Source organism: Mesorhizobium sp. M5C.F.Ca.IN.020.29.1.1 (assembly GCF_003997375.1).
Taxonomy (GTDB): domain Bacteria; phylum Pseudomonadota; class Alphaproteobacteria; order Rhizobiales; family Rhizobiaceae; genus Mesorhizobium; species Mesorhizobium wenxiniae.
Genome location: NZ_RZSW01000035.1, coordinates 1 through 23,941 on the forward strand (window position 1 = coordinate 1; position 23,941 = coordinate 23,941).

Annotated in this window: 20 protein-coding genes and 1 pseudogene; 5 read left to right on the forward strand and 16 right to left on the reverse strand. The window is 63.1% G+C overall.

Annotated elements, in window-relative coordinates; genetic code table 11:
- The 5 genes from EOA85_RS05250 to EOA85_RS05270 form a co-directional block, all read right to left on the reverse strand.
- A partial coding sequence (locus tag EOA85_RS05250) for an ATP-binding cassette domain-containing protein (protein WP_127208615.1) occupies positions 1 to 506 on the reverse strand: 506 nt, incomplete at its 3' end.
- Positions 507 to 530: 24 nt separating this feature from the next.
- Positions 531 to 2,195, reverse strand: a complete 1,665-nt coding sequence (locus EOA85_RS05255; RefSeq protein WP_127208616.1) for an alpha-glucosidase — start codon at positions 2,193 to 2,195, stop codon at positions 531 to 533.
- Between the two features lie 4 nt (positions 2,196 to 2,199).
- On the reverse strand, positions 2,200 to 3,354 hold the full coding sequence (locus EOA85_RS05260; protein ID WP_127208617.1) for a carbohydrate ABC transporter permease: 1,155 nt from the start codon (positions 3,352 to 3,354) through the stop codon (positions 2,200 to 2,202).
- A 1-nt stretch (position 3,355) separates the two neighbouring features.
- On the reverse strand, positions 3,356 to 4,369 hold the full coding sequence (locus tag EOA85_RS05265) for a sugar ABC transporter permease (protein ID WP_127208618.1): 1,014 nt from the start codon (positions 4,367 to 4,369) through the stop codon (positions 3,356 to 3,358).
- A 242-nt stretch (positions 4,370 to 4,611) separates the two neighbouring features.
- Positions 4,612 to 5,967, reverse strand: coding sequence for an ABC transporter substrate-binding protein (locus EOA85_RS05270; RefSeq protein ID WP_029347540.1), 1,356 nt, complete (start codon positions 5,965 to 5,967; stop codon positions 4,612 to 4,614).
- A gap of 341 nt (positions 5,968 to 6,308) precedes the next feature.
- Between EOA85_RS05270 and EOA85_RS05275 the strand changes: the two genes are divergently transcribed.
- On the forward strand, positions 6,309 to 7,355 hold the full coding sequence (locus EOA85_RS05275; RefSeq protein WP_127208619.1) for a substrate-binding domain-containing protein: 1,047 nt from the start codon (positions 6,309 to 6,311) through the stop codon (positions 7,353 to 7,355).
- Between the two features lie 31 nt (positions 7,356 to 7,386).
- Here the strand turns inward: EOA85_RS05275 and EOA85_RS39790 are convergent, their stop codons facing one another.
- The 11 genes and pseudogenes from EOA85_RS39790 to puuE all read right to left on the reverse strand — a co-directional run bounded on the left by EOA85_RS39790 (position 7,387) and on the right by puuE (position 19,164).
- Entirely contained in the window at positions 7,387 to 7,515 is a 129-nt protein-coding gene (locus EOA85_RS39790) for a hypothetical protein (protein ID WP_281033706.1), read from the reverse strand.
- Positions 7,516 to 7,616: 101 nt separating this feature from the next.
- Positions 7,617 to 8,456 (reverse strand): alkaline phosphatase family protein, encoded by an 840-nt coding sequence (locus EOA85_RS05280; protein ID WP_127208620.1) that lies wholly within the window; start codon positions 8,454 to 8,456, stop codon positions 7,617 to 7,619.
- A 7-nt stretch (positions 8,457 to 8,463) separates the two neighbouring features.
- Positions 8,464 to 10,116, reverse strand: coding sequence for an ABC transporter ATP-binding protein (locus tag EOA85_RS05285; protein ID WP_065006109.1), 1,653 nt, complete (start codon positions 10,114 to 10,116; stop codon positions 8,464 to 8,466).
- A complete protein-coding gene (locus EOA85_RS05290; protein ID WP_065006108.1) occupies positions 10,116 to 10,940 on the reverse strand; it encodes an ABC transporter permease in 825 nt (274 codons plus the stop codon). Before EOA85_RS05290 ends, EOA85_RS05285 begins: the two co-directional genes overlap by 1 nt.
- Positions 10,941 to 10,950: 10 nt before the next feature.
- On the reverse strand, positions 10,951 to 11,910 hold the full coding sequence (locus EOA85_RS05295; protein ID WP_127208621.1) for an ABC transporter permease: 960 nt from the start codon (positions 11,908 to 11,910) through the stop codon (positions 10,951 to 10,953).
- Between the two features lie 16 nt (positions 11,911 to 11,926).
- On the reverse strand, positions 11,927 to 13,513 hold the full coding sequence (locus EOA85_RS05300) for an ABC transporter substrate-binding protein (RefSeq protein ID WP_127208622.1): 1,587 nt from the start codon (positions 13,511 to 13,513) through the stop codon (positions 11,927 to 11,929).
- A gap of 157 nt (positions 13,514 to 13,670) precedes the next feature.
- Positions 13,671 to 15,656, reverse strand: a complete 1,986-nt coding sequence (locus tag EOA85_RS05305; protein WP_127208623.1) for a CocE/NonD family hydrolase — start codon at positions 15,654 to 15,656, stop codon at positions 13,671 to 13,673.
- An 83-nt stretch (positions 15,657 to 15,739) separates the two neighbouring features.
- On the reverse strand, positions 15,740 to 16,333 hold the full coding sequence (locus EOA85_RS05310) for a nucleoside deaminase (protein ID WP_065006105.1): 594 nt from the start codon (positions 16,331 to 16,333) through the stop codon (positions 15,740 to 15,742).
- Entirely contained in the window at positions 16,333 to 16,839 is a 507-nt protein-coding gene (locus tag EOA85_RS05315; RefSeq protein WP_127208624.1) for an ureidoglycolate lyase, read from the reverse strand. Before EOA85_RS05315 ends, EOA85_RS05310 begins: the two co-directional genes overlap by 1 nt.
- On the reverse strand, positions 16,836 to 17,684 hold the full coding sequence (locus EOA85_RS05320; protein WP_127208625.1) for a bifunctional allantoicase/(S)-ureidoglycine aminohydrolase: 849 nt from the start codon (positions 17,682 to 17,684) through the stop codon (positions 16,836 to 16,838). Before EOA85_RS05320 ends, EOA85_RS05315 begins: the two co-directional genes overlap by 4 nt.
- 47 nt (positions 17,685 to 17,731) lie before the next feature.
- Positions 17,732 to 19,164, reverse strand: a pseudogene (puuE, locus tag EOA85_RS05325) (allantoinase PuuE).
- A 193-nt stretch (positions 19,165 to 19,357) separates the two neighbouring features.
- On the opposite strand from puuE, the gene uraH reads away from it, so the two are divergent.
- From uraH to EOA85_RS05345, 4 genes are all read left to right on the forward strand, one after another.
- Positions 19,358 to 19,732: a hydroxyisourate hydrolase gene (gene uraH / locus EOA85_RS05330; RefSeq protein ID WP_029347558.1), complete on the forward strand. Its 375-nt coding sequence runs from the start codon at positions 19,358 to 19,360 to the stop codon at positions 19,730 to 19,732.
- 3 nt (positions 19,733 to 19,735) lie between these two features.
- Positions 19,736 to 21,217, forward strand: a complete 1,482-nt coding sequence (gene xdhA, locus EOA85_RS05335) for a xanthine dehydrogenase small subunit (protein WP_127208626.1) — start codon at positions 19,736 to 19,738, stop codon at positions 21,215 to 21,217.
- Complete coding sequence (xdhB, locus tag EOA85_RS05340) at positions 21,217 to 23,565, forward strand: xanthine dehydrogenase molybdopterin binding subunit (protein WP_127208627.1); 2,349 nt, start codon at positions 21,217 to 21,219, stop codon at positions 23,563 to 23,565. The genes xdhA and xdhB overlap by 1 nt, the downstream gene beginning before the upstream one ends.
- A gap of 73 nt (positions 23,566 to 23,638) precedes the next feature.
- On the forward strand, positions 23,639 to 23,941 hold a 303-nt coding region (locus EOA85_RS05345), incomplete at its 3' end, for an XdhC family protein (RefSeq protein ID WP_281033707.1).

The following is a 23,941-nucleotide window of genomic DNA, read 5'->3' on the forward strand; positions in this document are numbered from 1 at the left end:
CGCAGTGCCGCGTCGAGGTTCGACAGCGGCTCGTCGAACAGGAAAACCTTCGGGTTGCGCACGATGGCGCGGCCGATGGCGACGCGCTGGCGCTGGCCGCCCGACATCGCCTTGGGCAGGCGGTCGAGATATTTTGTCAGCTGCAGGATTTCCGCGGCCTGGCGCACTCGCTTGTCGATCTCTGCCTTGCTCTCCTTGCCGATCTTCATAGAGAACGCCATGTTGTCGTAGACGGTCATGTGCGGATAGAGCGCATAGGACTGGAACACCATGGCGATGCCCCGCTTCGACGGCGGCACGTCGTTGACCACCTCGCCGTCGATCCTGAGCTCCCCGGAGGTGATTTCCTCAAGCCCGGCGATGGACCGCAGCAAGGTCGACTTGCCACAGCCGGAAGGGCCGACGAAGACGATGAACTCGCCCGACTTTATGTCGAGGTCGATGCCGTGGAGAATGTTGAGATTGCCGTATGATTTCTTCACTTGCCTTAGCATGACATCGGCCATGATTCCCTCCAGTGAATTGCAAATTCAGTTGACACGCCCGAACCAGGCGCCGTAGCCACCGAGGCGGATAGAGCCGACGCCAGTTTGTCCCGAAAACCCGTGCCCCGGCAAGGGCTGCAGCGAGCGTCCGCCGAGATCGATTTCGGCCGGTCGGCTGCCGAGATTGAAGGCGCAGACGATCTGCTCGTTGCCCTCGCGGCGCGTGAAGGCGACCGTATCGCCCTGGCTTTCGATGAAGTCTATTTCGCCCTTGGCCAGCGCCGGATGCAAACGGCGGAAAGCGAGAAAGCGCCGGTAGTGTTCGAGCAGCGAGCTGTCGTCGCCCTGCTGCACATCGACCGCTTGCGAAAGGTGCTTGGCGGGCACGGGCAGCCAAGGCCTCGCCTTGGAGAAGCCGCCATTGCCGTCCGCGCCATTCCAGACCATCGGCGTGCGGCAGCCGTCGCGGCCCTTGAACTCCGGCCAGAAGCGGATGCCGTAGGGGTCCTGCAGGTCCTCGAATTGCAATTCCGCTTCGCCAAGGCCAAGTTCCTCGCCCTGATAGATGCAGACCGAACCGCGCAGCGACATCAGCAGCGCCGAGATCACCTTGAGATAAGCGGTCTGGTCGGCCTCGCCCGCCGCCCAGCGCGAGGCAGTGCGCATCACGTCATGGTTGGAGAAGGCCCAGCACGACCAGCCGTCGCTGGCAACCTTGCCGAAGGCTTCCAGCACCGAACGCACCTTTGCCGCGCTGATCTTTTCGGGCGCCAGGAAGTCGAACGAATAGCACATGTGCACCCGCTTGCTGCCGACGGTATAGGCCGCCACCACCTCGAGCCCGCGCTGCGAATCGCCGACTTCGCCGACCGCCGCCGTCGCCGGATATTCGTCCAGCAGCGCGCGGAAGCGTTCGAGGAAGCCGAGATTTTCGGGGCGGCTCTTGTCGTAGAGATGGTCCTGGTAGTTGTAAGGGTTGACGGAAGGAGCGGTCTGGTCGTTGCGCTCTTCGGGCGGCAGCGGCGGATTGTCCTCCAGGCCCTGGCTGTGGAAGTAGAAATTGATTGTGTCGAGGCGGAAGCCGTCGACGCCGCGCTCCAGCCAGAAGCGGGTGACATCGAGCAGCGCATCCTGGACCGCCCGGCTGTGGAAGTTGAGATCGGGCTGCTCGGCCAGGAAATTATGCAGGTAATATTGCTGGCGGCTGGTGTCCCACTGCCAGGCCGAGCCGCCGAAGATCGACAGCCAGTTGTTGGGTGGCGTGCCGTCGGGCTTGGCGTCGGCCCAGACATACCAGTCCGCCTTCGGGTTGGTGCGGCTCGAGCGGCTTTCCCTAAACCACGGATGGATGTCGGCGGTATGCGACAGCACCTCGTCGATCATCACCTTGAGCCCGAGCCTGTGCGCCTCGGCGGTCAGGGCATCGAAATCGGCCAGCGTGCCGAACATCGGATCGACGTCGCAATAGTCTGATACGTCGTAGCCGAAATCCTTCATCGGCGACTTGAAGAACGGCGAGATCCAGATGGCATCGACGCCGAGCGCCGCGATATAGGGCAGCCTGCGGTTGATGCCCCTGAGGTCGCCGATGCCGTCGCCGTTCGAGTCCTGATAGCTGCGCGGATAGATCTGGTAGATCACGGCACCTCGCCACCAGTCGCGGTCGACGGCGAGGTCGGGGCTCAACGTTGCTTTCACAGCGGATTGCATGATCTCAACCCCCTTTGACCGAGCCGGCGAGCAGCCCGCGGACGAAATAGCGCTGCAGCGAAAAGAACACGATCAGCGGCACGACAATGGTGATGAAAGCCGATGTCGTCAGGATCTCCCAGTCGCCGCCGCGCGAGCCGAGCAACGCGTTGAGCTTGGCGGTCAGCACGATCTGGTCGCCCTCGGTGCCGAGGAAAACCATCGCGACCAGCAGATCGTTCCACACCCACAGGAACTGGAAGATGGCGAAGGAGGCCAGCACCGGGAACGACAGCGGCAGCACGATCTTGACGAAGATCTCGAAATCGCTGGCGCCGTCGATGCGCGCCGACTCCATGATTTCGCGCGGCAGGCCGGCAATGTAGCTTCTGAGGAGATAGATGGCGAAGGGCAGGCCGAAGCCGGTATGCGCCAGCCAGATGCCGAGATAGGTTTTCGACGGCACGCCGAAGAAGCTGCCGACGCCGTTGTAAAGCTTCAGCAGCGGGATCAGCGACATCTGCAGCGGCACGACCAAGAGGCCGATGATCACCGCGATGAGCAATGCCCGGCCGGGAAAGCGCATCCAGGCCAGCGCATAGGCCGCGAACGCCGCGATCAGGATCGGGATGACCGTCGCCGGAATGGTGACGGTCAGCGAATTCATGAAGGAGCGGCCGATACCTTCCGAAAACAGCACCGTATTGTAATTTTCGGTGGTGAATTTCGGCGGCGCCGACGAGGCGTAGTAGACGCGCTGGCCGCGCTCGCCCTCAAACGGCTTCGTTGAGGTCATGACGAAACTGCCGTCGGCATTGAGCTGCAAGGTCTCGCCGTCGCCGAGATCGGCTGTCGTGCCGGCGGGATATTGCGTCGGTGCCGACGACTTGACGCCGAAGGCGCTGATGTCGCGGGCCGGATCGTCGCCGAAGATGTTGCCCTCGAGGACGAACTTGCCGTCCTTCTCGACTTGCGCCGAGGCGGGTGGCAGCCGGCCCGCTTCCGTCTGGGTGGAACTGGCGAACGAGTTCCACCAGCCCGAGGCGATGATCTGATCCTTGTCACGCAGCGACGAGACGAGAATGCCGAGCGTCGGCACGGTCCAGATCGCGACGAAGATGAAGACAGCGATATGGACGCCGAAACGGCTGGCAAAGGACTTTCCGGTCGCCACGGCCATCTCAATGTCCTCCCGTTTCTTTGTTGGCCTGGCGGATGTTCCAGACCATGATCGGAATGACCGCGATCATGATGATGATGGCGATGGTAGCGCCGCGGCCGAAATCGCCGCCGCCGCGGAACATCCAATCGAACATCAGATTGGCCAGCACCTGGCTGTTCCATTGGCCATTGGTCATGGTCAGCACGATGTCGAAAACCTTCAGCACCAGGATGGTGATGGTGGTCCAGACGACGGCGATCGTGCCCCAGATCTGCGGCACCATGATCTTCCAGAAGATCTGGAACGGATTGGCGCCGTCGATGACGGCCGCTTCCAGCGTCTCTTCGGGGATACCCCGCAAGGCCGAGGACAGGATAACCATGGCAAAGCCGGTCTGGATCCAGATCAGGATGATCATCAGGAAGAAATTGTTCCAGAACGGCAGCGATATCCAGACCTGCGGCTGGCCGCCGAAATACTGGATGATGGCGTTGAACAGGCCGATCTGCGTCTGGCCGGCGCCGCGATACTCGTAGATGAATTTCCAGATGACGCTGGCGCCGACAAACGAGATGGCCAACGGCAGGAAGATGAGGCTCTTGGCGATGGTGCCCCACCAGATCTTGTCGGTGAGGACGGCGATGATCAGCCCGAGGAAAGTGCAGGCGGCAGGCACGACCGCCAGCCACATGATGTTGTTGAGGATGGAGGTGCGGAACTCGCGGTCGCCGAACGCCCATTCATAATTGGCGAAGCCGACGAAGTTGGCGCCACCGCGATCAAGGAACGACAGCCTGAGCGTCTCCACGACCGGGTAGATCAGGTAGATGGTGAGGATGATCATGGCCGGGCCGACGAACAGCCACGGCCGGATCATCCCCTGCCGGCGCAGATTGTCGATGGCCGCAGCACCTGCAACACCGCGCGACGGGAAGATGATGTCCATCAGCTTGTTGGCGCCCCAGAAATAGGCGACGCAAACGCCGACGCCGACGATGATGACGAATATGGCCGAGAAAATCTGAGCCGCCACGGGTCTCTCCCTCTGCGCATGATCCGCCAGTCGAGAATGGCTTTGGCGACGGGATCATGCGCCGATTCAATTGTTTGGAACGCGACCGAATGCAAGGCGGGGTTCTAGTCTTGCTGGTCGCGCGTCATGCCGGAATGTGCTCATAAACAAAGATTGCTGCGGCGCGGGCCGCCGGTCGGATCCGGGCCACTGAGGTCCGGATCCATTCAGGATCGGCAGTCCGCACGTTCAGCCGGGACCGCCTACTTGATCGCGTCCCAGCTCTTCTGGATGTCAGTGGCGACATCCTGGGCGGACTTGCCGCCGACGAGATCGATCATGCCGGTCCAGAAGGCGCCGGCGCCAATCTTGCCCGGCATCAGGTCGGACCCGTCGAAGCGGAAGGTCGAGGCCTCGGCAAGGATTTCGCCCTGCTTCTTCAGCGCGTCGCTGGCATAGGCCTCCTTGTTGACCGACTTGAACGGCGTCACGAAACCGCCCTGGGCCATCCAGATCTCATGGGCGAGCGGCATCTTCAGGAATTCTATGAACGCGCGGGCACTCTTGCTATCCTTGGTGATCATGGCCAGCGTGCCGGCGCCGAGCACCGGGGTGCCGAGGTCGGGCTTGGAAGCATAAGGTGGGAAGTAGAAGAAGTCGGCGTCCTGGCCGATCTCAGTGCCTTCCGGGAAGAAGGTCGGGATGAACGACGCCTGATGGTGCAAATAGCATTTCGGCGGCACCGAGAACAGGCCTTTCGGGCTGTCGCGGAAGTCGGTCGCCGCCACCGCCTTGGCGCCGCCGTCGACCATCTTGTCGTCGGTCGCGATCTTGCCGAAAATGTCGATGGCGTTGACCACCGCGGGATCGTTGAATGGGATCTCGTTCTTCACCCACTTGTCGTAGGTCTCGGGCGTCTGCGTGCGCAGCATGATGTCCTCGACCCAGTCGGTCGCCGGCCAGCCGGTGGCGCCGCCCGAACCGAGCCCGATGCACCATGGCGTGCCGCCGTCGGCGATGATCTTCTTTTCAAGCTCGGCGAGCTCTTCCTGCGTCCTCGGCACCTCGTAATCTGCTTCCTCGAAATTGTCCGGCGAGTACCAGACCAGCGATTTCACGTCGGCCTTGTAGGGGAAGGCGAAGAAGCCCGGCTTGCCGTCCTTGTCGTTGAAGGTGCCGAGGTCGACCCATGACTGGCCGGCGCCGTAATTGTCCTTGATCCAGTTGGCGGTGTCATCACCGAGCGGCGTCAGCAGGCCCTTGGACGCCAGATCCTGGATTAGGCCCGGCTGCGGCAGCACCGCGATGTTGGGCGGGCTCCCGGCCTGCGTGTCGATGACGATCTGCTGCTCGTAATTTTCCGACGACGAGTATTTGATCTCAGCGCCGGTGGCCTCCGAGAAATAGTCGAGAACGGTGCGCACAAGGCCCTCGTCCTCGCCGCGCCATGGCCCGAAGATCGATAGCGTCTCGCCCTTGAGGTCGACCTTCTTGAGCTCTTCGTAGTTCGCCCAGTTGAAGCGGGGGTCCTCACCCGGCTTGAACTTCAGTTCGGCTTGCGCCGGTGCGCCCAGGGCGAGCGTGACAAAAGCGGCGCTCAGCAGAAGCATTTTCGTCATAGGTATTCCCTCCCAGTGGTGACAAACACCGGACGGAACCTCCATTCCGTCCGCCGACGCCGCAGGACTGTGACTCAGTCGGAAAGGAACCGCAACCTTTCGAAGAGTCTTCCAAAGCGCTTTGGTTCTTTTCGATGACGCCACTGAATGGATCAGGAGTCAAGAGGGAGACAGGCTAATCGATTTAATTCTGCCGACATAAGGAGCAACTAAATGCGCAGCAGCAGCAAATTTTGCTTCAAACCGGTCGGAAACAGTGCTTATGGTCTTAGATGCAGCAGCGCTGCCGTGGCCGGGCCGACAATCCTAGTTAAAAGCGCTTTGAGGCTTGGAGGCCTCCGGTGAACCTCAAACAGCTTTCCCAGCGACTGGCGCTTTCGCAGACAACGGTAAGCCGTGCGCTGAACGGCTACCCGGAAGTCAACGAGGAAACGCGGCGGCGGGTGATCGACGCCGCCAAGCGCCACGGCTACCGCCCCAACCCGAGCGCGCGCCGGCTGGCAACCGGCAAGACCGGGATGATCGGTTATGTCTTGCCGACCGGGACGGCCGTCGACATCGACCCGCATTTCGTCGAATTCCTGTCGGGTCTCGGCGACTACGCCCGTTCGCACGAACTCGACCTGGTGCTGTCACCGGCCGATGCCGACGACCAGGAGACGACCTACCGGCGCATTGTCGCCAACCGGCAGGTCGACGCCGTCTACGTCTCATCGCCGAGGCCGGCCGACCGGCGGGTGGCGCTGGTCAGCACGCTCGGCATCCCCTTCATCGTCCATGGCCGCAGCGAAGGGCTCGATTTCGACTACCCCTACACCGACATCGACAATGAGGGCGCGTTCCACGAGGCGGCTCGGCTGCTCGTCCAGCTCGGTCACCGGCGGCTGGCGCTGATCAACGGCGACGACCGCGAGACCTTCGCCATTCACCGCGAGCGTGGCGTGCGCCGGGCGCTGGCGGCGAGCGGTCTGGCCCTAGGCGAAGGCCATGTCTGTTCCCTCGCCATGACCGAGGAGAACGGCTACCGCGCCGCCAGACGGCTGCTTGAGCGCAGCGATGCGCCGACCGCGATCGCCTGCTCGAGCCTGATCATGGCGCTCGGCGTCGTGCGGGCGGCGCGCGATCTCGGCCTGACCATCCCCGGCGACCTGTCGCTGATCGCCCATGACGACGTCTTCCCCTGGCTGAAGCCGGAAAATTTTTCGGTGCCGTTGTCCACGACGCGTTCGTCGATCCGTTTGGCCGGCGCGCGCGTCGCCGAGCGGCTGGCGGCGCGGATTTCCGGATTGGAGGAGGGCGCCCGCGGCGAAGTCTGGCCGGTCGATCTGGTGGTAAGGGGATCGGTCGCCGGAGCCCGGGCCCAGCGCACTGGTTTCGGCTCGACCTGACCTGAATCAACACAACCCCAAAGCGCCAGAGCTATACCATCGCAGCCTCGGCCGCCTTGGTGACCAGCAGGCCGTAGTTGAAATCTTTGTCCCTGCCCTTGGGGCCGAAATTCACGGCCGTGGCGCTTCTGTCTGCGCTGATCGGGGCAAAACGGTTCACCACTTCCGCCCAGGATTTTTCCGGAGCCTAGCCGAAGAGCGGCAACGTTGCCAAAGACGCGCAAATTCCTTTTCGCACAAGGAGGAGAAGTGAGACGCGAATCAGTCGAGGAACGGCTTGGCCTTCATTGTCGCGGGCACCGGCACGCCAAGGCGCGCAAGCACCGTCGGCGCAAGCTGCAGCTGGTCGAGCAGCGTATCGGCCTCCGGACCCTTGCCCTGTCCGAAATAATACAGAGCAAAATCCTGCATATCGTCGTCATGGCCGCCATGATGGCCGCGATCGGTCTGGCCGTGATCGGCGGTGACGATCACCTCGTAGTCGGCTTCCCGCCAGCGCGGCAGGAAGGTGGCCAGCATGCCGTCCATCGCATAAACGGCATGGTCCATCTCGTGGCAGTCGTGGCCGAAGCGGTGGCCCATCGAGTCCAGTGTGCAGGTATGCAGGATGCCGTAGTCGATGCCGTGGCGCCTGGTCAGCATGGTCAGCGTCGCGAACAGGTCGATGTCGCTCGGCGTCATCTGGTTGCGGGCGTTGTAGCCGGTCATCGTGTGGAAACGGCCATACGTGATCGGCCCGCCCGGCTCGTCGAATTCCATATCCTCGACCAGATCGAAAGGATAGGCCCGGAAGAATTCGGACCAGTAGGAATGGGTGACCGCGCCGGTCTTGCCACCGGCCTTGCTGACCTCGGAGAAGATATCCGGTTGCTCGACGCGAAACCGGTTCTCGTTGGTCAGGATACCATGCACCTGCGGCGCCACGCCGGTGTGGATCGAGGCATAGCAGCAGGCCGAGGTCGACGGCAGCACGGAACGCATCTTCCAGATGCGCGCTTCGCCCGATTGCACCCAGCCTTCGAGATTGCCCATCAGCCGGCGCCAGTTGCGGTAAGGCACGCCGTCGAGGATGATCAGCAGAAGTTTTGTCGTCAGCGCCACGGGGTGTCTAATTGCCCGCGCTGGCCATGCGCCGTCCCTTGATCGCCTTTTCCAGCCAGCCGATCTCCATTTCGGGGACTGAGGACAAGAGAAGGTCGGTGTAGGCATCGAACGGCGGCGCCAGCACCTGGCTTTTCGCGCCGTAGCGCACCACCTCGCCGCGATACATCACCGCGATCGAATCGGCGATCGACTTCACCGTGGCGAGGTCGTGGGTGATGAACAGATAGGCGACGTTTTCCTCTTTCTGCAGCTCGAGCAACAGTTTCAGGATGCCGTTGGCCACCAGCGGGTCGAGCGCCGAGGTCACCTCGTCGCAGATGATCAGCTTCGGCTTGGCGGCGAGCGAGCGGGCGATGCAGACGCGCTGCTTCTGCCCCCCGGAAAGCTCGGCCGGGTAGCGGTCGATGAAACCCTTGCCCATTTCGATCTTGTCGAGCAGCTCGGCGACGCGGGCGTCACGCTGTCTTCCACGCAGACCGAAATAGAATTCGAGCGGCCGGCCGATGATTGTGCCGACGGTCTGGCGTGGGTTCATCGCCACGTCGGCCATCTGGTAGATCATCTGCAATTGCCGCAGATCCTCCTTGGGCCTGTCGGCGAGCCGGTTGGCGAGCGGACGTCCATCGAAGGTGACGGTGCCCTCTTCGGGCGGCAGAAGGCCGGTGATGGCGCGCGCCAGTGTCGACTTGCCCGAACCGGACTCGCCGACGACAGCCAGCGTCTGGCCCGGATAGATGTCGACCGAGACGTTCTTCAGCACCTTGATATGGCTGCGGCCATAGGCGGCGGTGATGTTCTTGACAGACAGGAACGGCGTCGTGCCGGGCTTCTGCTCCTGGTGCTCGATCTCATGCACCGAGACCAGCGCATTGGTGTATTCCTGGCGCGGTTCCTTGATGATCTGGCGGGTGCCGCCCCATTCGACCAGCCGGCCGTGACGCAGCACCATGATCTCGTCCGAGACCTGGGCAACGACGGCAAGATCGTGAGTGATGTAGAGCGCGGCGACATGGGTGTCGCGGATGGCGTCCTTGATCGCCGCCAGCACGTCGATCTGCGTCGTCACGTCGAGCGCCGTGGTCGGCTCGTCGAAGACGATCAGGTCGGGCTCGGAGCACAGCGCCATCGCTGTCATCACACGCTGCAGCTGGCCGCCGGACACCTGGTGCGGAAAGCGCTCGCCGATGCTTTCGGGGTTCGGCAGGCTGAGCTTCTTGAACAGCGCGACGGCGCGTTTTTCGGCCGCGGCTCGTGCCGCCGTGCCATGCAGCAGCGTCGCCTCGACCACCTGGTCCATCAGTCTGTGCGCCGGGTTGAAGGCGGCGGCAGCCGATTGCGCGACATAGCAGACCTCGCGGCCGCGCAGCTTGCGAAAGCCCTCCTTGCCGCCCTTGAGGATGTCGCGGCCGTTGAGGATGACCTCGCCGCCGGTGATACGCACGCCGCCGCGGCCATAGCCCATCGACGCCAAGCCGATGGTCGACTTGCCGGCGCCGGACTCGCCGATCAGGCCGAGCACCTTGCCCTTTTCGAGCGTCAACGAGACGTCGTGGACCAGCACGATATTCTTGGGCGCCTCGCCCGGCGGGAACACCGTGGCCTCGATGCGCAGATTGCGGATGTCGAGCAGCATGGACTTTGGTCGCTGGTCGGCCATTACCCGCGCCCTCCCTTGAGGCTTGTCGTGCGGTTGAGCACCCAGTCGGCGACAAGGTTGACGGAAATCGCCAGCATCGCGATCGCCGCCGCAGGGATGAGTGCCGCCGCTATGCCGAAAACGATGCCGTCCTTGTTTTCCTTGACCATGCCGCCCCAATCGGCGCTAGGCGGTTGCACGCCGAGGCCGAGGAAGGACAGCGTCGACAGGAACAGCACCGCATAGATGAAGCGCAGGCCGAGTTCCGAAACCAGCGGCGACAACGCATTGGGCAGGATCTCGCGGAAGATGATCCACATGCTGCCTTCGCCGCGCAGCTTGGCCGCCTCGACGAAATCCATGACGTTTATGTCGACGGCGACCGCTCGCGACAGGCGGTAGACGCGGGTCGAGTCGAGGATACCCATGACCAGGATCAGCGTCACCAGATTGGTTGGCAGCACCGAGAGCACGACCAGGCCCATGATCAGCGTCGGGATCGACATCAGGAGATCGACGAGACGCGACATAAGCGTGTCGAACCAGCCGCCGAAAACCGCCGCCGAGAAGCCGAGGATGGCGCCGAGCGAGAAGGACAGCGCGGTGGCCAGCACCGCGATGAACAGCGTGATGCGGGCGCCGTAGATCATACGCGAAAGGAGGTCGCGGCCGAGATTGTCGGTGCCCAGCCAATGTGTCGCCGACATCGGTCCCCAGACGTCGCCGACGATCTCGCCATTGCCGTACGGCGCGATCCAGGGCGCGAAGATCGCTGCCAGCACGAACAGCGCCGTCAGAAGCAGGCCGATCAGCGCAGGGATGGGGATGCGTTTTATGTCGAGCATGCCCGCTCCCCTATTTCGGATGTCTGAGACGCGGATTGGCAACGATCGCCGCTATGTCCGCAATGATGTTCAGGCTGATGTAGACGGCGGCGAAGATCAGGCCGACCGCCTGCACCACCGGCACGTCGCGCTTGGTGACATGGTCGACGAGGTATTGCCCCATGCCCGGATAGACGAAGATCACTTCGACCACGACGACGCCGACGATGAGATAGGCGAGGTTGAGCATGACGACGTTGATGATCGGGGCAATCGCATTGGGGAAGGCATGCCTGCGGATGACGGAAAATGCCGAAAGCCCCTTGAGCTCGGCGGTTTCCACATAAGCCGACTGCATGACATTGAGGATCGCGGCGCGCGTCATGCGCATCATGTGGGCGAGCACCACCAGCGTCAGTGCCGCCGCCGGCAGCATGATCGCCTGCAGGCGCTCGCCGAAAGGCATTCCGTCATAGACGGTCGAGATGCCGGGAAAGATCTGGTATTTCACGGCAAAGAAATAAACCAGCACGTAGCCGATGAAGAATTCGGGAAACGACGTCGAGGCAAGCGCCAGTCCGGAGATCAGCTTGTCGACCCAGCCATTGCGGTAGCGCACTGCAATCAGGCCGAGGATGATCGCCAGCGGCACGGCCACGACCGCCGCCCAGAAGGCGAGGAACAGCGTGTTCCATAGCCGCCCCTGGATCGACGTCGCAATATCCTGACCGCTCGACATCGCTGTGCCGAGGTCGCCGGTCACGACGCCGGCGAGCCAGCGGAAATAGCGGATAAAGGCGGGATCGTTGAGGCCGAGCTGCTCGCGCAGATTGGCGAGCGATTCCGGTGTCGCCGACTGCCCAAGGATGGCTTGCGCGACATCGCCGGGCAGGATCTGGGTTCCGGCGAAGATCAGGACCGATACGGCCAACAGCAAGAGGATGCCCAGCGCAATGCGCTGGGCCACCAGTTTCACGATGGGTGAGGACATATCCGCAAGGCCAGGCTCAGGCTTCGAGCCAGCACTTTGCCAGTGCGTAGCCGTTCATCAGCTCCTGATGCGGATCGTCGACCCAGCCGGCGACCTTGGCGCCCGTCGCGTCGATGAACTGGTTGAACATCGGCAGGATCAGGCCGCCCTCGTCGCGCAAAAGGACAGCCATGTCGTGGTACATCGCCTTGCGCTTGTTCTCGTCGAGCTCGGCGCGGGCCGCCAGCACCATCTTGTCGAAATCCGGACGCAGGAAACGCGTATCGTTCCAGTCGGCCGTCGACAGATAGGCGGTCGAATACATCTGGTCCTGCGTCGAGCGGCCGCCCCAGTAGGAGGCGCAGAAGGGCTGCTTGTTCCAGACTTCGTTCCAGTAGCCGTCGCCCGGTTCACGCTTGAGCTCGATCTGGATGCCGGCCTTGGCGGCGCTCTGCTGGAAAAGCTGGGAGGCGTCGACGGCGCCGGGGAAGGCGACGTCCGAGGTCCTGAGCAGCACCGCCCCGTCGTGCCCCGACTTCTTGAAGTGGAACTTGGCCTTGTCGGGATCATACTTGCGCTGCTCGATTTCGGTGAACAGCGGATAGGACGCATTGATCGGGAAGTCGTTGCCGAGCGAACCATAGCCTCTGAGAACCTTGTCAAGCATCTCCTCGCGGTCGATCGCCAGCTTTAGCGCCATGCGCAGGTCGTTGTTGTCGAACGGCGCCGTGTTGCAATGCATGATGAAGACGTAGTGACCCGGCCCCGCATGGTTGCGGATGGTGACGCCGGGCAGGCGCTTGATCAGGTCGACGATCTTCGGCTCGACGCGGTTGATCATGTTGACCTGGCCGCCCTGCAGGGCCGAGGTGCGCGCGGTGGCATCGTTGATGACGATGATCTCGATCTGATCGGCATGGCCCATCTTGTCGCCCTGCCAGTAATTGGCAAAGCGCTCGCCGCCATGGCGCACGCCGGGCTCGTTGGTGGTGATCTTGTAAGGCCCGGCGCCGATGCCGGCATCGGCCTTGTCCTTGCCGCCATTGGGCTGGACGATCAAATGGTAGTCGCTGAGCAGATAGGGCAGGTCGGCATTGGCTTCCTTCAGCGTCAGCACGACTTCCTTGCCGCTGGCCTTGATGCTCTCGATGCCCTTCATGTAGCCGAGCGCGCCCGACTTCGATTTCTCGTCCGAATGGCGTTCGAGCGTGGCCGCCACGTCCTCGGCGGTCACCGTCTTGCCATTGTGGAATTCGATGCCGTCGCGGATCTTCAGCGTCCAGACCTTGGCGTCGTCCGACGAGCCGATCTCCTCGGCAATGCGGTTCTCGAGACTGCCTTCCGGAGACAGCTCGACGATCAGTTCGCCCCACATCTTGCCGAAGGCGAACGGCACCTGCGTCATGAACAGGGCCGGATCAAGGCTGTTGGTGGATTCGCCGCCGACCAGGCCGGCCTTCAGCGTGCCGCCCTTGACCGGACCCGCGGCGCGCGCTGCACTTGAAAGCAGCGAATTGGCAAAGGTCGCGGTGACGCCGAGTGCTGCCGCCCTGCCGAGAAAATCACGACGGCTCAGTTTGCCGGATGCGACGCGCCGGCTAAGAAATTCCAGTTCGTTCGACATGTTGAGTTCCTCACTCTGTTGGTTCGACCTTGTGGTCGTTTTTTATCGTTTCTTTGTGAGGAGAATAATGACCGCAACGGAACGCCGTAAGCAAGACCGAATGCGACATGCCGTGGCGTAAATCGTACGTCGCAATTGGATCAATCCGCATAAGCGCTCAAAGCAGAGCGCGCGGGATTGTCTCTTCGAAATTGCGCTCGAAAACCAGTTTCTCGCCTTCATAGGCTTCGATTCTGGCGTTAACCATGAAGTTTTGCGCGTCGGACCGCATCTCGGCGAAGGTTTCGGTGCGCACCGACCATCCATTTCGCGACAGCGTCTGCGTCCAATGCGTCTTGCCCGACGCTGACAGCGGATCGTCGGGATTGATCGCCCATGTCTCTCGCGCGATGCTGCCATTGGCGAGGCCATGCTCCAGATCGCGCACCTCGCCGAAATCGTCGACGATGGAAAGCGTGACAATTCCGGTCTTCTCGTCGCGATCGACATGACGTTCGGAATTGGCAGCGCGGATCGTTTCGGTCGCCCAAGGCGATGCTGCCTCGGGCGTGGGGAACGTGACTTCATCGCCTTGCGCCAGCGGGCGCAGCGGCAATTTCAGCGTCGCCGCCGACAGGTCGAGCCGGACCGGTTCCGGAGATGGCCAGATCATCGGCCAGTAGGCGTTCGAAACGGCAATACGCAGGCGATGGCCTGATGGCACGCGATAGGCGCATTGGTCGAGCACCACCCGGGCGCTGACAGTTTCGCCCGGCACCAGCGCTTGCGGGAATTCGTGCGAGTTGTGGTGCGTCAGGTTGAGCACGCCGTAGGAGATCAGCTCCGATGCGCCGTCGGGATGCACATCGCACAGCCGGATGGCGATGTTCGCTTGAGGCCGGTCGGACGAAACCCTGACCAGCACTTCCGGTGCGCCGACAATGTCGATCGCCTCAGTCAGCGCCGGCTGGTCGAAACACACCGATAGTGCATCGTCGGGGCGCTGCTCGCCGGGCAATTCCGGGCCGAACGTGAAGGGAAAATATTCGCCGCCGGCAAGGCCGCAGCTTTGCAGTGAAGCCACTATGATCGGCTTGCTGCCTTCTGCGATCAGCTCGACTTCCTGCGTCTTGATATCAGACGACGGCCACACCGGTTCCGCGACCCAGCGGCCCGGCCGCTCCGGATGCCACCGTGCGGGGCGGACGCTGTCCATGACATAGGCGCGGTAGGCCGGGTCGCCCTCGACGCCGGTGTCGATGTCCTTCAGCCAGCGGTCCCACCAGCGCAAGGCCTCCTGCAGGAAGCCGATGCGCGGTTCGGGTGCGGCATAGTGAGGGTATTTGTGGATCCAGGGACCAACGATCCCTTTGACCGGCGCCTCGATATTGGCGGCGAGATGGGAAATGGTATTTCGATAGCCGTCATGCCAGCCGCCGATCGACAGCACCGCAGCTTGGATGGCCGAATAGTCCTCGCAGATCGAGCCGCGCTTCCAATAGGCGTCGCGGTGCTGATGCTTCAGCCACAGCGGCGCCAGGAAGGGCTGATTCTCCAGCCGGGTCAGCCACAGGTCGCGCCACCTGACGTCGCCGGCCAGCAGCGGATCCGGCGGCCGCGAGGAATAGGACAGCATGGTCGAGGCCCAGCCGAAATTCTCGATCAGCAGGCAGCCGCCCTTGTAGTGGATGTCGTCGGCATAGCGGTCGACGGTCGAGCACAGGCTGATGACTGCCTTTAGCGCCGGCGGCTGCTTGGCAGCCGTCTGCAGGCAGTTGAAGCCGCCCCAGGAGATGCCCATCATGCCGACACTGCCGTTGCACCAGGGCTGGGCCGCCGCCCAGGCAATCACGTTGCAAGCGTCCTGCAATTCCTGCTCGGAATATTCGTCATCCATCAGCCCTTCGGAATCGCCATTGCCACGCATGTCGACGCGGATCGATGCGTAGCCGTGGCCCGCGAAATAGGGATGCGTCAGCTGATCGCGAAAGATCGTGCCGTCGCGCTTGCGGTAGGGCAGGTGCTCGAGGATCGCCGGCACCGGACCGTCGGCAGCATCGGCCGGCATCCATACCCGCGCCGACAGCCGGCAGCCATCCGGCATGACGATGCCCATGTCAGGAAATTCGACGACCTTGCGGGGAAATTCTGTGACGGTTTTCATGCGGCGCTCCTGGCTGGCCGCATGATGGAGCCCGAGCCTGCCGCGTCGTGGGCCAGCCAACGAATTCGGCTGGTCAATCCGCGTCAATTCAACGGAATGTCGTTTTCGGCCTTGCTCGCCTGATAGGCGCCGGACAATTCGTCGTAGCGCTCGGCGATCTTGCCGATTCTCGCTTCCAGCCGCTGGCGCTCGGCCTCGGACAACGACCGCACCAGTTTGCGGATCGAAAAGCTCTTCCAATAGGCGTTCTCGGCATTGTAGCCACCGGGGTCGAGGGTGAAGACCTCCTTCAAGATCTTCAGGTCGTGGGGGATGGCGAAGCTGTCGCGCGAATCTTCGTGCGAAAACAGATAGTAGAAATTATCGAAACCGGTCCAGGTGATCGCCGACAGGCACAGCGAGCAGGGTTCGTGCGTGGCGAGGAAGATCGCGTCCCTGGTATCGACGCGCTCGGCCTTCGGCATTTCATAGAACCGCTTTAGGCAATGCACCTCGCCATGCCAGAGCGGACTTTCCGTCTCGTTGTTGGTTTCGGCGAGCACCAGCGAGCGATCATCCTTTCTCAGGATCGCCGCGCCGAACAGCTTATTGCCGTCGGCGACGCCTTCGGTGGTCTTCGGTATGATGTCGTGCTCGATCACGTCGAGCAGGCGATCGATCAGCGAGACGTCGGCCATCAGGCGGTCCCGTCGGGGAGATCGATCTCGTAGGCGTGCGAGAAATGGCACTCTTCGAGATTGGAGCCGTCGCCACCGCGGTCGACGACGAGAAAGTCCTGGGCCTCGCCGATCGGCGTCAGCACGCCGTGCCACCGATTGCGCGGATAGTTGACGCCTTGCCCGGGCGCGGTGATGAAGGCGTGCGGCTCACCAGGGCCGTCGTCGTCGCCATCATGGCAGACGACGACCAGGAACGGCCGTGGCGACAGCGGGATGAAAGCCTGGCTGCCGAACGGGTGACGCTCGACCATGGTGAGCTTCAGCGGAAAATCGTAAGGCGTGCCGCGCACCATGGAGATCAGCACGCGCGCATTCGGCCCCAACGCTTCGGCGGTGGCGAGGTCGTGATAGCGCTCGGCCTTGTCGCCATTGATCGGATAGTGATTGTCGCCGCCCATATCGATGACGTCGCCGAATTCGGCGAAGGTCTCGCGGGTCAGCGGCCGGGCGACGATTCGGGTCATGGCGCGCGCCTCGCGACGCCGGCGCCGCCAAGCTTGGCATGCCGGTTGACGTCCTTGTAAAGCAGGTACCGGAATTTTCCGGGACCGCCGGCATAGCAGGCCTGCGGGCAGAAGGCGCGCAGCCACATATAGTCGCCGGCCTCAACCTCGACCCAGTCCTGGTTGAGGCGGTAGACCGCCTTGCCTTCCAGCACGTAGAGCCCGTGCTCCATCACATGAGTCTCGGCGAACGGGATGACCGCGCCCGGCCCAAGCGTGACGATGGTGATATGCATGTCGTGGCGCATGTCGGCCGGATCGACGAAGCGCGTCGTCGCCCATCTGCCTTCGGTGCCCGGCATCGGCGTGGGCGCGATGTCTCGTTCCTTGGCGAAGAAGGCTTGCGGGACATCGATGCCCTCGACGGCGTCGTAAGCCTTGCGGATCCAGTGGAAGCGGACAGCAGCACCGCTCTCGTTGCGAACGGTCCATCCGCTGGCCGGCGGCATGAAAGCAAAGCCACCCGGCTGCAGGACATGTTTCTCGCCAGCCAGCAAAACGGTCAGCTCGCCCTCAACCACGAACAAGGCGCCTTCGGCGCCGGCATCCGGTTCAGGCCGGTCGCTGCCGCCGCCGGGCGCGACCTCGACGATATATTGCGAAAACGTCTCGGCGAACCCCGACAGCGGGCGCGACAGCACCCAGACGCGGGTCTTTTCCCAGAATGGCAGGGCGCTGGTGACGATGTCCTGCATCACGCCCCTTGGAATGACCGCATAGGCCTCGGTGAAGACAGCCCGGCCGGTCAGCAGCTCACTCTGGCCGGGGTGGCCGCCCTGCGGCGCGTAGTAGAATCGGTCGGCCATTTTCACACCATATCCATAAGTTCAAAGCCTATTGCGGAAGCCAAAGCCTATCGCGGGAGTATGTCCCTAAGGCGGAGCAGTGCGATGCGCTCGACCTGTTTGCAGGCGGTGTCGAATTCAACGTCGTGGCTGTTGCCGCTGCGCGCCTCGAACTCCGCCAGGATTTCCGCCTTGGTCTTGCCTTTCACGGCGATAATGAAGGGAAAGCCAAAGGAAGCGACGTAGGCGGCATTGAGTTTGGAGAACAACTCGCGCTCCTTGTCGGTCAGCGCGTCGAGCCCGGCGGAAGCCTGTTCCCTCGTCGATTCCGCCGACAGCCGCTTGGCCTGCGCCAGTTTGCCGGCGAGGTCGGGATGGGCCTTGAGCACGGAGAGCCGCTCGGCCTCGCTGGCGCCGCGAAAGACACGGCACAGCGCATGTGGAGACCGCCGGCGCTGTCATGCGCTGGGCCGAGCTCCAACTCGTAGGCGCGCTCGGCGATCCACGGCGAATGCTCGAACACCCCACCGAATGCATGGACGAAGGCCTCGAACTCCATTTTCGACGGGCGCAGCGCCGGCCGCCGGAACGGATGGGTCTCTTGCCAGTGCCTGGCGATATCGATGCGCCGTGCCAACCAGACCCTGTCGTGCGATCTGACGTAGTCGACGAAGCGCTTGAGTGCCGCGGCCCGGCCCGGCCGGCCGACGAGGCGGCAGTGCAGGCCGATATTCATCATGCGCGGCCTGCCTGCCTTGCCCTCGGCGTAGAGCGTGTCGAAACTATCCCTGAGATAGGCAAAAAACTGGTCGCCCGAGTTGAAGCCCTGCGGCGTGGCGAAGCGCATGTCGTTGGCATCGAGCGTATAGGGGATGATGAGCTGCGGCTTTGTCGACCCGTCCGGCCCGTCATGCTCGAACCAGTAGGGCAACTCGTCGTCATAAGTGTCCGACACATAGTCGAAGCCGCCTTCTTCCGCCGCCAGCCGCACGGTGTTGATCGACGTGCGGCCGGTGTACCAGCCTGCCGGCCGCGCCCCAGTGACCTCGTAGTGCAGCTGGATCGCCGCTTCCATGTCGCGGCGCTCGTCCTCCGGCGCATGGTCGCGGTAGTCGATCCATCTCAGCCCGTGCGAGGCGATTTCCCAGCCGGCCTCCTGCATCGCTGCGACCTGGTCGGGCGAGCGCGCCAGCGCTGTGGCGACGCCGTAGCAGGTGACCGGTACTTCAGCCTCGGTGAACAGGCGCAGCAATCGCCAGAAGCCGGCGCGGGCGCCATATTCGTAGATCGATTCCATGTTCCGGTGGCGCTGCCCGGGCCATGGCGCGGCGCCGACGATCTCGGACAGGAAGGCTTCCGAAGCCTTGTCGCCATGCAGGACGCAGTTCTCGCCGCCTTCCTCGTAATTGACGACGAACTGCACTGCGACATGCGCCCCGCCGGGCCACTTCGGATCCGGCGGATTGGCGCCGTAGCCGCGCATGTCTCGTTCGTACCGCATCGTTGCTCCTGCTGGATTGTGTGATCAGGATAGTCGAAAGCGCCGCTTGCGCATTCCCCTGAAAATTTTGAAAGTGTTTTTGCAGCACTCCGCTCGACCGGGACTTATGCATCGCCTTTAATTGGCGCACAATTCGTCAAACATGTTCGGCTGTACCGGGCATGTTCGACTGTACCGGGAATGGGAGCAGCCAGTGGCGGAAACGTCGAAAGCCGAAGGCGGACGTCTGACGACCCATGTCCTCGACACCGCGACCGGCCGGCCGGCGGCAGGTCTGTCGATCGAGCTTTACCGCATCAACGACGATATGCGGACGCATCTGAAGACGACGGTCACCAATGCCGACGGCCGCTGTGACGCGCCGCTGCTTGCCGACGCGGAATTCCGCACCGGCGAATACGAGCTGGTCTTCGCGGCCGGCGACTATCTGCGCCGGCAGGGATTGAGGCTGCCGGAACCGGCCTTCCTCGACAGCGTGCCGATCCGCTTCGGCATGGCCGAGCTGGTGCACTATCATGTGCCGCTGCTTATATCGCCCTACGGCTATTCGACTTACCGAGGGAGCTGACACATGGCCGGGCTCAAGACACGCAATGAGATACGCTTCATCCTCAATGGCGAGCATGTTGCGCTGACCAGGGTCGCGCCTGAGGAGACCTTGCTAGACTGGCTGAGGGCCGAGCGCACGCTGCGAGGCACCAAGGAAGGCTGCGCCGAAGGCGATTGCGGCGCTTGCACCGTGCTGATCGGAAGGCTCTCAGCCGGCCGGCTGGTGTATGAAAGCGTCAATGCTTGCATCCGCTTCCTCGGTTCGCTCGATGGCACGCATGTCGTGACCGTCGAGCATCTGCGTGGCGACGGCGATAGGCTGCATCCGGTGCAGCAGGCCATGGTCGACTTTCACGGCTCGCAATGCGGCTTCTGCACGCCGGGCTTCGTCATGTCGCTTTACGCTCTGTGGATGCGGTCGCCGGAGCCGTCGGATGCGGCCATCGAAAAGGCGCTGCAGGGTAATCTCTGCCGCTGCACCGGCTACGAGGCGATTGTCCGCGCCGCGCGTGCCATCTTCAGCTACGGCAAGGCGGCAAAGGACCCGCTGGCTGCGGAGCGCAAGGCGATCGCCGAGAAGCTTGCGGCCATGAAAGACGGCGAGCGCATCGAGATCGGCGCCGGCAAGCAGCGGCTGGTCGTGCCGGCCGATGCCGACGACCTCGCCGCCGTGCTGGACAAGGAGCCGGGCGCCACCATCGTTGCCGGTTCGACCGATGTCGGCCTGTGGGTGACCAAGCATATGCGTGAGATTTCGCCGGCGATCTTCATCGGCAATCTCGACGGGCTCTGCGCGATTTCCGAAGATGAGGGCGTCATCTCGATCGGCGCCGGTGTCACCTATACGGAGGCGTTTTCGACGCTGGCGAAACGCATCCCGGCGCTCGGGCCGCTGTTCGATCGCATCGGCGGCGATCAGGTGCGCAATATGGGTACGATCGGCGGCAACATCGCCAATGGCTCGCCGATCGGCGACACGCCACCGCCGCTGATTGCACTCGGTGCGCGGCTGACGCTGCGCCGGGGCAACAAGCGGCGGACGATCTCGCTCGAAGATTTCTTTGTCGCCTATGGCAAGCAGGACCGGCAGCCGGGCGAGTTCGTCGAGGCCGTGCATGTCCCGGTACCCGCGAAAGGCACGAAGTTTGCGGTTTACAAGATCACCAAGCGCCGTGACGAGGACATCACCGCAGCACTTGGCGCATTCCTGCTGACCCTGGCCAAGGAGGGCACGGTGGCGGAGGTGCGCATCGCCTATGGCGGCATGGCGGCAACGCCCAAGCGGGCTTTCAGCGTGGAAAAGGCGTTGCTCGGCAGGCCTTGGACCGAGGCGACAGTCGACGCGGCGATGGCCGAATATGCCAGGGATTTCACCCCGCTGACCGACATGCGGGCGAGCGCCGAATACCGGGCGCTAGCGGCACGGAACCTGCTGTTGCGCTTCTTTGCCGAGACCAGCGGCACCAAGGCGCCGTTCCAGGTTTCGCGGTACGAGGCGGCGTGATGACCAAGCACGCTCCCAACCTCAAGGCGCAAAAAATTTCCGGTGGCGTTGCTGCCGACCAGCGCCATGATTCTGCGCACAAGCATGTCAGCGGCACAGCCGTCTATATCGACGACATGCCGGAATCATCAGGCACGCTGCATGGCTGCCTCGGGCTTTCGACGGCCACGCACGCCACCATCACCAGCATGGACCTGTCGGCGGTGCGCGCAGCACCCGGGGTCGTCGACGTGCTGACGGCGAGCGACGTGCCGGGTGAAAACGACATTTCGCCGACCGGCCGTCACGACGAGCCGGTGCTGGCCGACGGCAAGGTACAATTCTTTGGCCAGCCGATCTTCTGCGTCGTCGCCGAAACGCGCGAGCAGGCGCGCCGCGCCACAAGGCTGGCCAAGGTCGAATACAAGGAATTGCCTTTCGTCACCGACGTCGGCGTGCTCGATCCCAGCAAGGACAAGCTGGTCACGCCGCCGCTGACCCTGAGGCGCGGCGATGCAGCGGCTGCGATCAAAGCGGCGCCGCGCCGGCTGAAGGGAAAAATGCGCATCGGCGGTCAGGACCATTTTTATCTCGAAGGCCAGATCGCCATGGCCATTCCCGGCGAGGATCAGGACGTCACGATTTATTCCTCCACCCAGCATCCGAGCGAAGTCCAGCACATGGTCAGCCATGCGCTCGGCGTGCCAAGCCATGCCGTCACGGTCGAGATCCGCCGTATGGGCGGCGGCTTTGGCGGCAAGGAAACGCAAGGCAACCAGTTTGCCGCGCTCGCGGCGATTGCTGCGAAAAAACACCACCGCGCGGTGAAAATCCGGCCCGACCGCGACGACGACATGATCGCCACCGGCAAGCGCCACGACTTTCTGGTCGATTACGAGGTTGGCTTCGACGACGAGGGCAATATTCTCGGCGTCGATTTCATGTTCGCGGCGCGCTGCGGCTTCTCGGCGGACCTTTCAGGCCCGGTCACCGATCGCGCGCTGTTCCACTGCGACAATACCTATTTCTGGCCGGCGGTTCATGCGCAATCGGCACCGCTCTACACCAACACCGTGTCGAACACCGCCTTCCGCGGCTTCGGCGGGCCGCAAGGCATGGTCGGGGCCGAGCGCGTCATCGACGAGGTCGCCTTTGCCGTTAGCAAGGACCCGCTCGAGATCCGCAAGAAGAACTTTTATGGCACCTCAGACCGCAACGTCACGCCCTATCACCAGACGGTCGAAGACAACATCATCCACCGCATCGTCGCCGAACTGGAGGCGAGTTGCGACTATGCGCGGCGTCGCCGCACCATTGAAGCCTTCAACGCCAACAGCCGCTTCATCAAGCGCGGATTGGCGCTAACGCCGGTCAAATTCGGCATCTCGTTCACCGCTACGCATTACAACCAGGCCGGCGCGCTGGTGCATGTCTACACCGACGGTTCGGTGCATCTGAACCATGGCGGCACCGAAATGGGGCAGGGCCTCTACGTCAAGGTGGCGCAGGTTGTGGCGGAAGAGTTCCAGATCGACCTCGACCAGGTCAAGATCACCGCAACGACGACCGGCAAGGTGCCGAACACCTCGGCGACCGCCGCGTCGTCAGGTTCCGACCTCAACGGCATGGCGGCGCAGAACGCAGCCCGGCAGATCAAAGAGCGGCTGACCAATTTCGCCGCCGAACAATACCAGGTGCCGCGCGACCAGGTGCTGTTCCTGCCCAACCGGGTGCGCATCGGCAACCAGGAGATCGCCTTCGCCGATCTCGTCAGGCAGGCCTACATGGCGCGCATCCAGCTTTCGGCGGCGGGCTTCTACAAGACGCCGAAAATCCACTGGGATCGCGACAAGGGCGAGGGTCGCCCCTTCTACTATTTCGCCTACGGCGCCGCGTGCTCGGAAGTGTCGGTCGATACGCTGACCGGCGAATACATGGTCGAGCGCACCGACATCCTGCACGAGACCGGCCGCTCGCTGAACCGCGCCATCGACCTCGGCCAGGTCGAGGGCGGCTTCATCCAAGGCATGGGATGGCTGACGACGGAGGAACTTTGGTGGGACGACAAGGGCCGGCTGCGCACCCATGCGCCGTCGACCTACAAAATCCCCTTGGCCTCGGACCGACCGAAGATCTTTAACGTGACGCTGGCCGACTGGCCTGAGGCGCACGAGCCGACGGTGCACCGCTCCAAGGCGGTCGGCGAGCCGCCGCTCCCGCTCGGCATGTCGGTGCTGCATGCTCTGTCGGATGCGGTGGCGAGCGTTGCCGACCACCGGATCTGCCCGCGCCTCGATCCACCGGCGACGCCGGAGCGTGTGCTGATGGCGATCGAACGGCTGAAGAGGGAAGCCAAGAGCAGCACGTGACCAGTCTTTGGAATCCCAGAAAGCGTGCAATTCAGGCCGAAAACTCTATATTTCCCGATAGGGAATGCGAATGATGACCTCGAAAGTGCAAAGCTTGAAAGCCTTTCTTGCCGACGCCAGCCGGGTCGCCCTGGTCGAGGTGGCCGGGACAAAAGGTTCGACGCCGCGCGAGAAGGGCGCCTTCATGCTCGTCTCGGGCGCGGCAAGTTTTGGCACGATCGGCGGCGGCCAACTCGAATACATGGCAATCGACAAGGCGCGGCAGATGCTTTTCTCCCCCCTTGAGGGGGGTGAGGAGAGGTCGGCCAATGGCCGAGAAAAAGCCAACGATTTGGCTTTTTCAGCGACGAACGCCCGGAGCCATAGCGAAGGGCAG

What these genes read in the sequence shown, in the direction of transcription:
- EOA85_RS05255 (WP_127208616.1), bottom strand. Translation starts at nt 2,195, where the DNA reads ATGCAATCCGCTGTGAAAGCAACGTTGAGCCCCGACCTCGCCGTCGAC.
- EOA85_RS05260 (WP_127208617.1), bottom strand. Translation starts at nt 3,354, where the DNA reads ATGGCCGTGGCGACCGGAAAGTCCTTTGCCAGCCGTTTCGGCGTCCAT.
- EOA85_RS05270 (WP_029347540.1), bottom strand. Translation starts at nt 5,967, where the DNA reads ATGACGAAAATGCTTCTGCTGAGCGCCGCTTTTGTCACGCTCGCCCTG.
- EOA85_RS05285 (WP_065006109.1), bottom strand. Translation starts at nt 10,116, where the DNA reads ATGGCCGACCAGCGACCAAAGTCCATGCTGCTCGACATCCGCAATCTG.
- EOA85_RS05290 (WP_065006108.1), bottom strand. Translation starts at nt 10,940, where the DNA reads ATGCTCGACATAAAACGCATCCCCATCCCTGCGCTGATCGGCCTGCTT.
- EOA85_RS05295 (WP_127208621.1), bottom strand. Translation starts at nt 11,910, where the DNA reads ATGTCCTCACCCATCGTGAAACTGGTGGCCCAGCGCATTGCGCTGGGC.
- EOA85_RS05300 (WP_127208622.1), bottom strand. Translation starts at nt 13,513, where the DNA reads ATGTCGAACGAACTGGAATTTCTTAGCCGGCGCGTCGCATCCGGCAAA.
- EOA85_RS05305 (WP_127208623.1), bottom strand. Translation starts at nt 15,656, where the DNA reads ATGAAAACCGTCACAGAATTTCCCCGCAAGGTCGTCGAATTTCCTGAC.
- EOA85_RS05310 (WP_065006105.1), bottom strand. Translation starts at nt 16,333, where the DNA reads ATGGCCGACGTCTCGCTGATCGATCGCCTGCTCGACGTGATCGAGCAC.
- EOA85_RS05315 (WP_127208624.1), bottom strand. Translation starts at nt 16,839, where the DNA reads ATGACCCGAATCGTCGCCCGGCCGCTGACCCGCGAGACCTTCGCCGAA.
- EOA85_RS05320 (WP_127208625.1), bottom strand. Translation starts at nt 17,684, where the DNA reads ATGGCCGACCGATTCTACTACGCGCCGCAGGGCGGCCACCCCGGCCAG.
- xdhA (WP_127208626.1), top strand. Translation starts at nt 19,736, where the DNA reads ATGGCCGGGCTCAAGACACGCAATGAGATACGCTTCATCCTCAATGGC.
- xdhB (WP_127208627.1), top strand. Translation starts at nt 21,217, where the DNA reads ATGACCAAGCACGCTCCCAACCTCAAGGCGCAAAAAATTTCCGGTGGC.